At 51.8% G+C, this 15,198-nt stretch carries 14 protein-coding genes; 1 reads left to right on the top strand and 13 read right to left on the bottom strand.

Annotated elements, in window-relative coordinates; genetic code table 11:
* Nucleotides 1-5: 5 nt before the first annotated feature.
* Nucleotides 6-1,313 (bottom strand): MFS transporter, encoded by a 1,308-nt coding sequence (locus SAQUA_RS07105; protein WP_380672055.1) that lies wholly within the window; start codon nucleotides 1,311-1,313, stop codon nucleotides 6-8.
* Nucleotides 1,314-1,663: 350 nt separating this feature from the next.
* On the opposite strand from SAQUA_RS07105, the gene SAQUA_RS07100 reads away from it, so the two are divergent.
* Nucleotides 1,664-2,746, top strand: coding sequence for a LacI family DNA-binding transcriptional regulator (locus tag SAQUA_RS07100; RefSeq protein WP_380672053.1), 1,083 nt, complete (start codon nucleotides 1,664-1,666; stop codon nucleotides 2,744-2,746).
* A gap of 5 nt (nucleotides 2,747-2,751) precedes the next feature.
* On the opposite strand, the gene SAQUA_RS07095 is transcribed toward SAQUA_RS07100, so the two are convergent.
* The 12 genes from SAQUA_RS07095 to sseB form a co-directional block, all read right to left on the bottom strand.
* Nucleotides 2,752-2,973, bottom strand: a complete 222-nt coding sequence (locus tag SAQUA_RS07095; RefSeq protein ID WP_380672051.1) for a zinc ribbon domain-containing protein — start codon at nucleotides 2,971-2,973, stop codon at nucleotides 2,752-2,754.
* A 13-nt stretch (nucleotides 2,974-2,986) separates the two neighbouring features.
* A complete protein-coding gene (locus SAQUA_RS07090) occupies nucleotides 2,987-3,943 on the bottom strand; it encodes an AEC family transporter (protein ID WP_380672049.1) in 957 nt (318 codons plus the stop codon).
* A 307-nt stretch (nucleotides 3,944-4,250) separates the two neighbouring features.
* The gene (gene der, locus SAQUA_RS07085; RefSeq protein ID WP_380672047.1) at nucleotides 4,251-5,741 is read right to left on the bottom strand and encodes a ribosome biogenesis GTPase Der; all 1,491 of its coding nucleotides are present in this window, start codon (nucleotides 5,739-5,741) and stop codon (nucleotides 4,251-4,253) included.
* A gap of 184 nt (nucleotides 5,742-5,925) precedes the next feature.
* Nucleotides 5,926-7,107: an outer membrane protein assembly factor BamB gene (gene bamB, locus SAQUA_RS07080; protein ID WP_380672045.1), complete on the bottom strand. Its 1,182-nt coding sequence runs from the start codon at nucleotides 7,105-7,107 to the stop codon at nucleotides 5,926-5,928.
* 11 nt (nucleotides 7,108-7,118) lie between these two features.
* A complete protein-coding gene (locus SAQUA_RS07075; RefSeq protein WP_380672043.1) occupies nucleotides 7,119-7,739 on the bottom strand; it encodes a YfgM family protein in 621 nt (206 codons plus the stop codon).
* Between the two features lie 13 nt (nucleotides 7,740-7,752).
* Nucleotides 7,753-9,027: a histidine--tRNA ligase gene (gene hisS / locus SAQUA_RS07070; RefSeq protein ID WP_380672041.1), complete on the bottom strand. Its 1,275-nt coding sequence runs from the start codon at nucleotides 9,025-9,027 to the stop codon at nucleotides 7,753-7,755.
* Nucleotides 9,028-9,242: 215 nt separating this feature from the next.
* Nucleotides 9,243-10,364, bottom strand: a complete 1,122-nt coding sequence (gene ispG, locus SAQUA_RS07065; protein WP_380672039.1) for a flavodoxin-dependent (E)-4-hydroxy-3-methylbut-2-enyl-diphosphate synthase — start codon at nucleotides 10,362-10,364, stop codon at nucleotides 9,243-9,245.
* Nucleotides 10,365-10,411: 47 nt separating this feature from the next.
* Nucleotides 10,412-11,392, bottom strand: a complete 981-nt coding sequence (rodZ, locus tag SAQUA_RS07060; protein WP_380672037.1) for a cytoskeleton protein RodZ — start codon at nucleotides 11,390-11,392, stop codon at nucleotides 10,412-10,414.
* Nucleotides 11,382-12,131 (bottom strand): type IV pilus biogenesis/stability protein PilW, encoded by a 750-nt coding sequence (gene pilW / locus SAQUA_RS07055; protein ID WP_380672035.1) that lies wholly within the window; start codon nucleotides 12,129-12,131, stop codon nucleotides 11,382-11,384. The genes rodZ and pilW overlap by 11 nt, the downstream gene beginning before the upstream one ends.
* A gap of 97 nt (nucleotides 12,132-12,228) precedes the next feature.
* A complete protein-coding gene (locus SAQUA_RS07050; protein ID WP_380672033.1) occupies nucleotides 12,229-13,425 on the bottom strand; it encodes a bifunctional tRNA (adenosine(37)-C2)-methyltransferase TrmG/ribosomal RNA large subunit methyltransferase RlmN in 1,197 nt (398 codons plus the stop codon).
* A gap of 296 nt (nucleotides 13,426-13,721) precedes the next feature.
* Nucleotides 13,722-14,147, bottom strand: a complete 426-nt coding sequence (ndk, locus tag SAQUA_RS07045) for a nucleoside-diphosphate kinase (RefSeq protein ID WP_380672031.1) — start codon at nucleotides 14,145-14,147, stop codon at nucleotides 13,722-13,724.
* Between the two features lie 182 nt (nucleotides 14,148-14,329).
* Nucleotides 14,330-15,166, bottom strand: a complete 837-nt coding sequence (gene sseB, locus SAQUA_RS07040; protein WP_380672029.1) for an enhanced serine sensitivity protein SseB — start codon at nucleotides 15,164-15,166, stop codon at nucleotides 14,330-14,332.
* Nucleotides 15,167-15,198: the final 32 nt, after the last annotated feature.

Here is a 15,198-nt window from a genome sequence, read left to right as displayed (position 1 = left end):
CCAACTTAAACAGAAGGTGATGGTTTTTTGCCACGTTCCGCGATCAAGCCAATCAGGAACATGGCGCCGATCAGGTCAAAGAAGCCCATGGCGACGAAAAGCGGATTAAAGCCGATGGTATCGGAGACCGCACCAATCAACAGTGTGAACAAGAAGCTGGCGATCCAGGCGCTGGAGCCACGCATACCATTCACCGTAGCCATTTGGTTCTTATCGAAGGATTCCACTACCAGTGCGCTCAACATGCAGGAGATCACCTGATGGCCAAACCCACCAACGGAAATCAGCGCAATGGCAATGTAAGGATCTTTGGTGATTGCCACAAACGCCAGCGACACCATCATAAAGGCCCCGGTCACCGAGCTAGCCACCACCGAGTTAACACGAGTAAAGCCAAACCATTTACGATACAGGGTGGTGAGATAACCACTGGCAACACTACCGATGTCTGCCGCCAGGAATGGCAACCAGGCAAACATGGCGATCTGCTTGAGATCCATACCGCGCTCGGTAGCCAGATATAGCGGTACCCAGAAGCTGAATACTGCCCAGGCCGGTTCGGCCAGAAATGCCGGGATAGCAATACCGTAGAATTTCTTGTTCTTGCACAAAATCGCCAGGGATTTGAAGAAAGGCAGTTTTGGCAGTACCGGTTCGTTATCCTCGTGGATCAGATCGAATTCTTTTTGGCTCAGATTAGGGTGCTGCTGTGGCGAATGGTAAAACACCCACCACAGAACGACCCAAACCAACGCCAAGGCACCGGAGAACAGGAAAGCGCCCTGCCAGCCGAAGGAAACATGCGCAATCACAATGATTGGCGGTGCCAGCATCGCACCAATCGAGAAACCAACGCCAGCCCAACCGGCAGCAATGGGGCGCTCTTTTTTCGGGAACCAGTCAGAAATCGCCTTGGCGTTGCCCGGTGTAGCTGCTGCCTCTGCCCCACCCATGAAGAAGCGCAGGATTGCCAGTTGAACCCAAGTACCTGCTCCGGCGTGCAACATACACACTACCGCCCAAATACTGGCGCAAATCAGGAAGCCCATTTTCAGGCCGATAACGTCGATCAACCAACCGCAGATCGGTTGAAATACGGTGTAAGCCAGTTGGAACGAGGCGACCACCCAAGAGTACTGCTCAGTGGTCATATTGAGGCTGGTTTTCAGCTCTGGAGCCAAAATCCCTAACGAGTTACGGGTAATGTAGTTGACCGTCACGCCCAGCAGGAACAAAGCCAGCATCCACCAGCGCAGTGATTTGAATTTACGCCGGGTGCTGTGTGCAACCGTTTGACTGATTTCTACACTCATATGTTTCTCCGTGGCGACGATGCGCCTTGTAGGTAGAGCACACTTTGGTATCGGAGGTGTTAACAGCGTTTTTTGCGACAACCATCACAAACGCAACATCAATGCTGTGATAACCCTATGATTTAATATTGTTTTACTTATATTCCAGACCAATGAATTGGACTGATAAATCTATAAAATTGGTGTACCACAGCAGCGTAACCAGCAGATTGAACAAGCGAAATGGTGTTTTTTGCAAAAATTTTCACGAGCGAGTTTAAATATCGCCATTATTGCATTGGAAAGCCGTCTTAAAGACAGATAAAGGCCGTGAAAAAATTCTCACAGCCTAATTTGAAGGGGATCACAAAATGAACGGAAAGCTGAAAATACAGGAAATTGCTCACCAGACCGGGCTTTCGATCAGCACCGTCTCACGTGTGCTGGCAGGCAAATCCAATACCAGTGCCAAGGCGCGGCAACAGGTACTGGCATGTGCACAGCAGAACGGGATACTGCAGGGGATTTCCAGCGGCAGGCTGATGCTGAATAACGTAATGGTGTTTGCTCCTCAGCGCGCTTTCGATGTGCGTACCGATATCTTCTACTACAAGGTGATCCAGGGGATCGCCGCGGCGCTGGCAGAACATGATGTTAGGATCCGCTATTGCGGGTTAGAAGAGACGAACAGTGACAGTGCGCTGTTTCTGGAGAAAATGAACGACCCGCAGACAGAGGCCGTGCTGATCATCGGCATTGACGATCAGCATATCCACACCTTGGCGGCAGACATGAACAAACCCTGTATCCTGATTAATTGCACTGACAGCCAAATGCGGCTGGACAGCGTTTCCCCCGATCATCAATTGATTGGGGAATACTCGGCCAACTATCTTTTCCAGCAAGGCCACAGCCGCATTCTTAATTTGCAATGTCTACGGCGCAACACCATGGAGCTGCGTCTGGCAGGTATCAAGCAGGCCTACACGCACCATAATATTCCGTTTGACGATAGCCGATATTTGGTGACTACCTCCGGTTTTGGCAGCGAAGAGGCTGAACAGGCAATTACCACTTTTATCAACGGTATCAGCGATCCCAAACAATTACCGACGGCGATCCTGGCCGGTGGCGATTATATGGCGGTTGGCGCAGTCAATGCGCTGAGAAAAATGCAGATTAGCGTACCGGGGAATATTTCAGTGATGAGTACTGACGGCTTTAATCTGGCGCAGATCCACGACGTAGCACTGACCTCCGTGCACGTGCCGCGTGATGAGTTAGGCATTGAGGCTATCGCCCTATTGCAGCGCCGGATGCTGCGCCCGAGCGCACCACCATGCAATATGCTATTACAAGGAAGGCTGGTGGTGCAGGATTCGGTAAAACGCCTCAGCCCAAATAAAGTGACGCCCGCAGTGAGTACGCACCACCACCGGCTTTATGATGCCTGAAGCTGTCAAAGCAGTTGGTAACGATACTTCACCCGTTTTTTTGAGATCAGGCCGTGACCATGTTGGCATAGATAATCCACGGCTCCGCAGGCTTTCAATTCCTGCAATGGCACGCCACAGTCAGGGCAATCGGCAAGCTGCCGATAGTCGCTGTTGCAGGTCTGGCAATGAAAATGCCCATCCTGCCAGTTCATCTGCTGAGTGCAAACCGGACATAATGCGTCCATCTTTTCTCCTGGGCTAAATAGCGCCCCACAAGCGTAAAAAATAGATCCCCAACGCGGTGGTAAAAAAGGACCCTACGGTAGTGATCGCAATAATATTCGCGGCCAGTGTCGCATTCCCCCCCATGGCGCGTGTCATTACATAGCTGGCGGAAGCGGTCGGCGTGGCTGAGAACATAAAAATAATCCCCAACGTTGTACCACGAAAACCGCATAACCATCCGCCCAGCGTCATGAGCGTCGGTACCAGAAACAATTTTGCTGCTGACGACAGTGCCGCGACATTAGAAGAACGAAACATCGACCGCAGCTCAAGACTGGCTCCCGCACACAACAAGGCCAATGGTAATGAAAGACCTGAGATATAACTGCCCGTCTGCTTGATGACCTGGGGAATTCCCAGCCCGGTTTGTGCATAAGCCAACCCGCTTAACAGCCCCAATATCAGCGGATTAGTCACGATGCTGCGCAACAAGGAAAGACGTTTGATCTTCTGGCCCTGCCCACCATGGAGGCTACGCGTCAGGGTGATCACCGATAACACATTAAACAGGATCACCGTAACGGTCAGGTACAAAGAGGCAATGGCGATCCCCTCTTCGCCATAAGCAGTCATGGCATAAGCCAGACCGACGATGGCACTATTGGAGCGAAATCCCCCCTGTACGAACACGCCGCGCTCGCGTGGTTCTGCTACCAACCATTTGGCCGACACTTCCAATAGCAGGAAAGTGGTCACCGTCCCTATCGCACCGAACACCACCAGAGCAAGGTTATCACTCAAGTGCGGATGATTGGAGGCGATACTGAAAAACAGCAGGCAAGGAAGCGCCATGTTGAACACCAGTTTACTGGCCCCGTCGATCAAGCGATCGTCCATCAGCCGTAAATGGCGCAGCAGAATACCCAACAGCAGCATCAACAAATTGGGGACGGTGACGCTGAATGCAAAACCCCAGGTTTCCCAGGACATGACGTTCCTTCGTAAGGAGATACCCCCATCGGCCTTCGAGTTACAGCCGACTACCTGCAACCTGTAGTAACTTGGGGATAAAGAGTAGGTTATCGGCAAATAATAGAACGAATTAAGCTGGATAAAAACAGGGCGCGGATTTATTTCCACGCCCTGTTTCTATACTCTAAATAATTCGAGTTGCATGACAAAAACGCAATACGTTTTTGAACAGCGCTTGCGCTGGCCCAGTAGGGGCGAGGCCCATGGACGGACCGAGTAGTCAGACGCAGCCAACACCCATGCAGCTTGAAGTCTGACCAGTATATTATTTGGATTTCTTCAGGTGGCTCATCAAGCGCTTACGCTTACGCATCTGATTCGGGGTCAAGGTATTGCGCTTACCCGCAAACGGGTTTTCACCTTCTTTGAACTGAATGCGGATGGGGGTGCCCATCACATTGAGTGAACGACGGAAATAATTCATCAGGTAGCGTTTGTAAGAATCTGCCAGATCGCTTACCTGGTTACCGTGGATCACCACAATCGGCGGGTTATATCCACCGGCATGGGCATATTTCAGCTTCACGCGACGGCCACGCACCAACGGCGGCTGATGGTCATCAGCGGCCATCTGCATAATTTTGGTGAGCATTGAGGTGTTAACGCGACGTGTCGCACACTCATAGGCTTCCTGTACCGATTCGAACAGATTGCCCACACCGCTGCCGTGCAACGCAGAAATAAAGTGCACACGGGCGAAATCGACAAAGCCCAAACGCAGATCGAGCATCTCTTTTACGTGCTCACGATCTTCCTCGCTCATGCCGTCCCACTTATTGACCGCAATCACCAGCGAGCGCCCACTGTTGAGAATAAAGCCGAGCAGTGACAGATCCTGATCGGAAATGCCTTCACGCGCATCGATAACCAATAACACCACGTTGGCGTCTTCAATAGCCTGTAACGTTTTAATTACCGAGAACTTCTCAACGGTTTCGGTGACCTTGCCACGCTTGCGTACCCCAGCGGTGTCGATCAACACGTATTCGCGCTCATCACGAACCATTGGAATATAGATACTGTCGCGGGTGGTACCCGGCATGTCATACACCACAACACGCTCTTCGCCGAGGATGCGGTTAGTCAGTGTCGACTTGCCTACGTTAGGCCGGCCTACAATCGCCAGTTTGATCGGCAGATCCTGTGGGTTGAAATCGTCCTCAGGCTCTTCATCCTCGCCGTCCTGATCGTTTTCACCCTCCTGCTCGGCCCAGTAGGCAGCATTGGCCTCTTCATCCGTCAGTTCAACTTCTTCCGGTTTTTCCGGCAGAAAAGGCACCAGAACATGTTCGATCAGTTGCGCCACACCGCGACCATGGGAAGCGGCAATCGCATAAACCTCACCCAGCCCCAGCGAGTAGAAATCAGCAGTGGCCATATCAGGGTCGATGCCGTCGGTTTTGTTGGCGACTACGAACGTGGCTTTCTCACGGCTGCGCAAGTGCTGCGCAATGCCTAAATCGGCAGGCATCAGTCCGGCGCGAGCATCCACCATGAACAGCACAATATCGGCTTCTTCAATCGCCAGCAGCGACTGGCCAGCCATTCGGGTCTCTACGCCGTCTTCCGTTCCGTCAATACCCCCGGTATCGACAATAATAAATTCGTTGCCCTCCACTTCAGCACGACCATACTTGCGGTCTCGCGTTAGCCCGGGGAAATCCGCCACCAGCGCATCGCGCGTATGTGTTAAACGGTTGAACAAGGTGGATTTACCCACATTCGGGCGCCCGACCAGCGCGACGACAGGTATCATGGTTGAAGCCTCATTACTTGATAATCAAAGCGTTACCATGCAGCGCAATAGACAGCGGCAGCATAGTTTTAAAATACGAAACGGCCCCTGAAGGTCAGGAGCCGTTATCCCCTTAATCTTTCAAATTGCAGCACTGTCGGTACATCATAGGCCACAATTTGCAATCTACCGGGTCTACAACCTGTTAACGCGTGAAGGCATACACTTTGCCGCCACGCGCCTGGATCAGTAACTTATCACCCGCAACGATAGGCGCTGACAGGAAACCGGAGCTGTCCACTTGTTGTTGTGCCACAAAACGACCATCGGTCGTATTGACCCAGTGCAGATAGCCTTGCGAATCCCCGACGACCAGATAACCGTTGTACAGCACCGGTGGCGTCAGATTACGGTGCAGCAGATCGTTCTGCTCCCACACTTTCGCACCACCTTCAGCGTTGGAGGCGACGATACGATCGGTTTGATCGACCACATAGATACGGCCTGCATCAACGATGAAATCGTTAACCGAGCCCATATCACGCTTCCAGATGATCTGACCGGAACGTAGATCCAATGCGGTGAGGTTACCATTGTAACCCAATGCATAGACGACGTTATCAACAATCACCGGAGTGGTGTCGATGTCGTTGAGGCGGTCGATCTCCGTTGCACCGCTTGGCTGGGAAACGCGCTGCTGCCAGATCAACTGGCCCTGCTGCATCAGCACGGCACTGACGCGACCATTGTCGCCACCAACAACTGCTGCGCCAAAGGCAACCGCAGGGGCTGATTCACCACGCAATGACAGCGTAGGAGTATCCAGGTTGACCGTCCATTTGATGGCACCGTCAGCCTCATTCAAAGCCTGCAATTGGCCATTAGTGGTATGGATCAGCACCATGCCATCAGCAACCACCGGGCGGGAAATCGCTTCACCCGCTACTTTGGTCTGCCATGCCACATTACCGTCTTGAGTATTAAGCGCGAAAACTACCGCTCTCTCACTGCCGATGTAAACGTTAGAACCGGATACCGTTAAGCCACCAGATAACAATGCAGATTGATTACTGGCAAAGAAACTTTTTTTCTCAGAAAGATCGACCTTCCATTTTTCTTTACCGTCGGTCAAATCCAATGCCTTGACCACGCCATAGCGATCGGCAGCATAGACGGTATTGTCCTGGTAGGCGGGACGCAAGTGGGAGTAATACTCACCAATACCATTGCCAACCGAGGTGCTCCACACTTTGTTTGGTGTGAACTGATTTTCAACTTTTGGCAGCGGTGACATGGTCACCACATCTTCTTCGCCGCCAAACAGCGAGCAACCACTCAGCAAGGCAACGGAAACCAGCCCGACCAAGAGTGTTTTACGCAATTGCATGGGAATTCCCCTTAGCTGGACAAGTTATTCAATTTCATACGCATCATTGCTGCAAGCGCCTGAGAGGTATTGGATTCAATACCCTTGCTGTAAGCCTCACGAGCGCCTTTGACATCACCTTTCGCCAACAGTACGTCGCCACGCACGTCTTGCATCATTGCTATCCAGCCTTCGCCTTTAACGCCCTCAAGCGTTTTCAGCGCTTCATCCGGCTTTTTCTGCTGCAGTTGAACGCGAGCCAAGCGCAGGTTAACCATCGCCTGCAGGTTTTCATCTTTAGCCTGGCTTTGTGCCACTAACAGCTGTTGCTCTGCTTTAGCGAAGTCATCTTGTTGAGCAAAATACTGCGCCAGATGTAACGCGGCAAAAACGCCATAGCTGTTGCTGTTGGCCTGGATAAATGCCTCTGCAGCGGCCACACCCTCGGTTTTACCGGCTGCCAGTGCTGTGTTTGCCTGTTCAAATGACTGGGAGGCAGCCATCATGCTGGAGTTTTGGTGGCTCTGCCAATAGCGCCAGCCAAGCAGGGCACCAATACCGAGCACAACACCCACAGCCAAAGCTTTGCCATTTTCAGCAAAGAACCGGCGCACGGCGTCAAGCTGTTCATTCTCACTGGTATAGACTTCCACGGTGTCCTTCTCCTTAACCTAGCATCAAAGCCAGACGCGCAGCGACTTCGCTTTGCGCCAGCGTTTCTTGTTCACCACTACGCAGGTCTTTAACCACAACCTGCTGCGCCGCCACTTCATTCTCACCCAGGATCAGGGCAATACGTGCCCCCCATTTATCTGCACGGGTGATCTGTTTTTTAAAGTTGCCGCCGCCGTAGTTGGTCATCAACTTAATCTGCGGCGCTGCATTACGCACATGTTCGGCCAATAGCATGGCTGCACTCTGCGTACCGACACCGGAGGAAATCACATAAACGTCGATCGTTGCCGGTGCCTTGAAATCAGGGTTCACCGCCTGAACCAACAGCACAAGACGCTCCATACCCATGGCAAAACCGACTGCTGGTGTAGCACGCCCACCCAATTGCTCGACCAGGCCATCGTAACGGCCTCCGGCACAAACTGTACCCTGCGCACCCAGACTGGTGGTTACCCACTCAAAGACCGTGCGGTTGTAATAATCCAGGCCACGCACCAGACGCTCGTTAACGGTATATGGGATACCTGCCTGCTGCAAAAGTTCACACAACCCTGCAAAGTGCTCTTTGGATCCTTCATCCAGATACTCGGAAAGACGTGGTGCATCGTTGAGCAGGGTCTGTACTTGCGCATTTTTAGAATCCAGTACGCGCAGCGGGTTGCTGTACATGCGACGCTTACAGTCTTCGTCTAGTTTATCCTGATGCTGTTCCAGAAAAGCGACCAGCGCATCACGATACTGGGCTCTTGCTTCGAGCGAACCGATGGAGTTCAACTCCAGGTTGACGTGTTCCGCAATGCCTAATGCTTTCCACCAGCGGGCACTCAGCAGGATCAGCTCGGCATCAATGTCTGGGCCCTGAAGACCAAAAACTTCTGCACCTAGCTGATGGAACTGACGATAGCGCCCTTTCTGCGGACGCTCATAGCGGAACATCGGGCCGATGTACCACAGACGCTGTTCCTGATTGTACAGCAGACCATGTTCAATACCGGCGCGTACGCAGCCAGCAGTCCCTTCCGGCCGCAGCGTCAGGCTTTCACCATTGCGATCCTCGAAGGTATACATCTCTTTTTCAACCACATCGGTGACTTCACCGATTGCGCGTTTAAATAACGGGGTCTGCTCTACAATCGGCAACCGGATCTCGCTATACCCATAGCCGCCCAGCACTTGCTTGAGAGTGCCTTCAATTCGCTGCCACAGTGCCGTTTCTTCCGGCAGGTAATCGTTCATGCCGCGAATGGCTTGAATGTTTTTTGCCACGTGAGTTCTCTGTCCGTTTTAAATAAAAATGAATCCGATTATAGGGACTTTACCATCCGCTGTTCAACGTGGATGCACAGTTAAAGTCCCCGGATCCATGAATCGGCGGGCTAAAAGGCCCGCTGTGCCGGTTATGTTCATCGCCTTCAGGTATAGCTAATAATGCTGGAGGGTTGCTGCTACCTGCATCTCGACGTCACTTGAGTATCGCTTATTTATTTTTCCAGCAGGTTGATCGCGATACGGTTAGTTTCATCAAGCATTGCTGCTTTGGAACGGATTTTCGCTTCCAACTGGTCGATCATCTGTTCGTTATCAAAGCGTTCTTTCTGGCGAACACCATCTTCGTAAAAACCACTTTTCTTGTGCCCACCGGTAACACCCAATGTAGACACCAGCGCTTCGCCTGGCCCATTCACCACGCAACCGATAATAGAAACATCCATTGGGGTAATAATATCTTCCAAGCGTTGCTCGAGTGCATTGACTGTGCCAATGACATCGAATTCCTGACGCGAACAGGTTGGGCAGGCAATGAAATTAATGCCGCGAGCACGGATGCGCAATGATTTCAGAATATCGAAGCCGACTTTCACTTCTTCTACCGGATCGGCCGCCAATGAAATACGCAGCGTATCGCCAATCCCTTCAGCCAACAGCATACCCAGGCCAATCGCTGACTTCACCGAGCCACTGCGTGCGCCACCCGCTTCGGTAATGCCCAAATGCAACGGTTGATCGATGCGCGCAGCCAACAAGCGGTAAGACTGTACGGCCAGAAACACATCAGAGGCCTTTACGCTCACCTTGAACTGATCAAAATTGAGGCGGTCAAGAATATCGACGTGTCGCATGGCTGATTCCAACAACGCTTCCGGTGTTGGTTCGCCGTATTTCTCCTGGATGTCTTTCTCCAGCGAGCCGCCATTCACCCCGATACGAATCGGAATGTTTTTGTCGCGCGCGCAGTCAACTACCGAACGGATGCGCGACTCATTTCCAATGTTGCCCGGGTTGATGCGCAGGCAGTCAACACCGTATTCGGCAACCTGCAATGCAATGCGGTAATCAAAATGGATATCGGCAACCAGTGGGACGTTGACTTGTTGTTTGATCAAGCGAAACGCTTCGGCTGCGTCCATAGTAGGAACTGAAACGCGAACGATGTCGACACCCACTCGCTCCAGCGCTTTGATTTGATTAACCGTCGCTTCAACATCGGTGGTACGGGTGTTGGTCATCGATTGCACAGCAATCGGTGCACCATCGCCAATAGGCACATTACCGACGTAAATACGTGTTGATTTGCGGCGGTTAATGGGAGCTTGGTTATGCATTACTGACTCTCCACTGCTGCTCAGACATAACGACAATAACCGCGCAATTACTGCGCGGGAATGGTCAGACGAGCAACACGGTTTGACTTAACAAACCGGCTTAAATCGACCGGCTGACCCTGGAATTGGATCTGTACCGCGGCCGGCGCGCCGATCGTGAGTTTATACGGTGCGATTCCTGCCAGATTCAGCCGAGCACCGCCTTTTTGGATACCACTGAATAACGTCTTTCCCGCCGCATCGGTCACTTGCAACCAACAGTCGCCAGAGAAGTCCAGTAGCAATCCAGTAGCATCCGCTGCCGGAGCAGCCACACCAGCTTCACCGGTAGGCAACTGAGCCTGTGCAACAGGCGCTGCTGTTTCCGGGATAGTGGCCTGGCTTGGCGCAACAACTGCCGGTTGCTGTGTTAGCGCAGCCGGAACCTGTTGAGCAGCCGCAGCACTAGTGCTGGCCGATGCTGTGCCGTTTTCTGGTGCAGTTGCAGTATGTGTATCCACCGCCGAAGCGCCGTTATCAACACTACTGTCCGTCAAAGGAACAGATTGACTTTCACTATTCTGGGAGAGCTGAGCCGAAGATTGATCGGCCATAGTGGCGATCTCTTCCTGCTGAACCTTATGATTTTGCCACCACCAAGCACCGGTGAGGCCTATAACCACAAACAGGATCAACCAGGTAAAGCTCATCAGCCAGCCATCACGCTTCTTACGGCGCTTACCCAGAGAGAAACTCTGCATCTGAGCCACTTTGGCGGCTTTGACAGGCGCCTGTTTGGCCATCATCGGCAACAATTCTTCTTCGGGTATATGCACCAATTTGGCATAAGAACGGATATAACCGCGCGAAAACGTTGAAGCAAGATCGGCTGCGATGTTGTCTTCTTCGATATCACGCACGGTAGACATTTTGAGGCACAGGCGTTCTGCAACAGCCCGTTGGCTCAACCCGAGCTGTTCACGGGCTTGGCGCAGGCGTTGGCCTGTCGTCATAGAGACGGTTTTATCTTGAGAGTCTTCAGTATTCATTAGCTAAGAACTGCTGGTACTGTTTGGATTGTGGAAAACTTCGCGCTAACTGTTTGCCATAGCGCTGAACGCTATCCTGACGGCCTGCTAACGCGGCGAAACGAATCTGTAACCATAAACTGTCGGCACTGGCCGGCAGAACATGTTGATAACTGTCCAATAAAAGTTGCGACTGCGCGCGTTTCCCTTCTCCAAATTGCTTTTCTGCCTCGGCTAGCAGTGGTCCACCTTTATCCGGGTCGATCTTCAGCGCCCGTTTTAGTAACTTGCGCGCTTCATCGTTCTGGCCGGCTTTCAGGAAACAGTAACCTGCATTTTCCAGACTGTCGGCAACATGGCCATAATCTTGCGCCTGTGCCGCAGCGCTAAACTGCTGTTGGGCCGGTACATACTGCCCTAAACTACAGAGAAACGCACCGTAATTATTCAATACCGTACCATTGCCTGGCGCAAGTTTGAGCGCTTGCTGATAGCGTTGCTCGGCAGCAGCATTATCGCCCGTCTGCTGATTGTAGAGTGCCATACCCAAGTGGGCCCGATAATCCCCTGGCGCCGCATCCAACGCTTTTTGCAGATTAGGCAGCGCCGCCTGAGTGTCACCCTGTTTCAGATATTCCAGCCCCAATTGTAATCGCGTCTGGCCTGCTGCCAACGATGACGCGTCTTTATCCGGCACCGAGCTTGAACAACCTGCCAGCAAACTGGCCGCCAATAGCACACCACAATATTTCAGCTTCATGCTGCACTCACTTCCTTACCTGATGTTACCCGATTGCCTTGAGGAATGCTGCTCACATAACAGGCTGTTAGATAACAAAAAAATCAAGATATAGGAATCAGACCTCTCGTATATTGATAGGTTCCCCGGCCATCTTCTTTTTAAGGGTTCGCTTAGTACGATCGATCACTTCTCCCGCCAACTGCCCGCAAGCCGCATCAATGTCATCACCACGGGTTTTACGAACAATAGTCGTAAAGCCGTATTCCATCAACACCTTGGAGAAACGATCTACGCGGCTGTTGGAGCTGCGGCCATAAGGTGCGCCTGGGAAGGGGTTCCATGGGATCAGGTTGATCTTGCAAGGCGTATCCTTCAAGACTTCCGCCAGTTGATGCGCGTCGTCGGTGCTGTCGTTGATGTGATCCAGCATCACATACTCTACGGTAACACGACCCTGATTGGCATTGGATTTATCCAAATATCGGCGTACCGCAGCCAGGAAAGTTTCAATATTATATTTGCGGTTGATCGGCACGATTTCATCGCGGATTTTGTCATTCGGGGCATGTAGCGAAATGGCCAATGCCACATCAATCATCTCACCCAATTTATCCAGAGCGGGAACTACGCCAGAGGTAGACAAGGTGACACGGCGTTTTGACAGGCCGAAACCGAAATCATCCAGCATGATCTCCATGGCCGGAACCACATTATTCAGGTTGAGCAACGGCTCACCCATGCCCATCATCACCACGTTGGTGATCGGACGCTGACCAGTCACTTTAAGTGCGCCAATGATTTTGGCAGCACGCCACACCTGGCCAATGATTTCTGACACTCGCAGGTTGCGGTTAAACCCCTGCTGTGCCGTTGAACAGAACTTGCACTCTAGCGCACATCCTACTTGCGAAGAAACACATAAGGTGGCGCGATCGGCTTCGGGGATATATACGGTTTCGACCTGTTGATCGCCAACCTGGATCGCCCATTTAATGGTGCCGTCGGCAGAACGCTGCTCCTCAACCACTTCTGGTGCACGAATTTCAGCCACGCTTTGTAATTTATTGCGCAAGACCTTATTGATATCGGTCATTTGCTCAAAATCGTCACAGCAGTAGTGATACATCCACTTCATGACCTGATCGGCACGGAATGGTTTTTCCCCCATGTTGGCGAAAAACTCACGCATTTGCTGGCGGTTCAAATCCAGCAGGTTAATTTTGGCCGTAGCCGGTTGTTCCGTTTGAACGGATTGCTCAGTCAGCGAATGATTTTCAGACAAGGTGTGCTCGGATGCGATGGGTTCTAACATAATGATCTCTTGGCCTCGTTGTTACACGTTATGGCTCGAAGGAATGAAAAGTAAGTGTGTCACTGACCCGCTGCTTCGAAGTCGCGGGTATAAAACACGCCCCAGATAAGCTGGCTTACCTGGGGCGCGGCATTGTACAAATTTTGTGAGCAGGTTTCCACGTCAGAACGGCTTTCACGGCATTTTTATTGTATCTGCCGGTAAATGGCCGCATTTCGGGGCAAAAACCCACTTATCCTCACCAGTTTCAAGCTGCAAACCTGCTAGCTGGCCGCAGCTTGAAGACTACTGGGAGATTAACGCGGGCAAATCTCGCTTTCGGTAAAGAAGAAAGCGATTTCGCGTTGGGCAGATTCCACGGCGTCTGAACCGTGAACGGCATTCGCGGTGAAGCTGTCTGCATAGTCAGCACGCAGAGTCCCTGCCAGAGCGTTGTCCGGGTTGGTTGCACCCATGATGTCACGGTTACGCTGTACCGCGTTTTCTGCTTCCAGTACCTGAACCACAATCGGGCCAGAGGTCATGAACTCAACCAGACCGTCGAAGAAAGGGCGTCCTTTGTGCTCGGCATAGAAGCCTTCAGCTTGCTCACGAGTCAAACGCAGCATTTTGGCAGCGATGATTTTAAAACCGGCACGTTCGAAACGCGCATAGATAGCGCCGATATCATTGTTGGCAACGGCGTTTGGTTTGATGATGGAAAAGGTACGTTCTACGGTCATGATGGCCTCTGTATAGCATCCAAAACAGGCCGGACGAAAAGTGGTGTGCCGGCCTTCTCAATTGGCGCAGATTATATGTGTGCTGTTAACGCTTGCCTACGGGAAAATCAACATTTCATTAAAAAAATCACCGCAATTCGCCATATTCGGTGACAGCTGCTGATTTTAACCCTACGCAGTCGTTACTGAGTTGTATCGGTAGAAGGAATAATGTTACGTAACCAACTCCCCCAGCGACGCTGGTAGAAAGGTTGGGTATGGGTGATCAGGTAGTGGCTGACGCCGCGATCTTTTTCCGAGACCAGACAAAAATCAACCGGATCGTCATTTGGCGCCGTCTCGCTGGCAACGCTACCCGCTTCATTAATCAGGTTTTCAATCTCTGCCTGTTCACCATCTACCTCCAGCCCGATCAACAGATTGGGTTTCTCGTCAACCGCACGGTCGTGCATCAACGCCAGAAAAGCACGGCGCACCGACTTACGTTGGCTGAACAAGGTCGTCAGCGCATCCACCATCGCTGAAGGATACTCTTCCGGCTGCCCAAGCAGAATTTGGGTTTCCTCGTCGATATAACGCTCAGCGGGTTTTACCACGCCGCCGGTAGCCAACAGCATGGCGATTTCATCCGGAAAGAATTCTTTACCGTATTCCGCTTTTGGGTTGAGGAAGAGATCCGCCCCTTGTGTGATTTCGAATAGCACACGCGCGGGCATGGCGATAAAAGGTTGTTCATCTTCTACCGCATTCTGTAACGTCTCCAGCGAAGAGAAGAAAGGGATAATGCTGCTTCCATCCTGCTTTTCCCAGTGCTGAATATTCACTGGCGTTTCCGCATTCAACGTAATATCGCCTTGCTGCGGCACCTGCTCACTATCACCCAGAATGTATATCGCTGAATCCAGTAACTCACGGAAAAACGCCGGGCGGTGTGCGGGGCCAGCTACCGCCAGTTTCAGAAGGCGTTCAAGCTCAATTTCGCCTGGAACGGCGTCATCATGATGGTGGTGGGAACTCATTGCCTACTCCAATATATTAAGGGTTCAGCATG

Source organism: Serratia aquatilis (assembly GCF_044865145.1).
Classification (GTDB): domain Bacteria; phylum Pseudomonadota; class Gammaproteobacteria; order Enterobacterales; family Enterobacteriaceae; genus Chania; species Chania aquatilis.
Note: the sequence above shows the minus strand (reverse complement) of the source record. Positions and strands in the feature narration are given on the sequence as shown.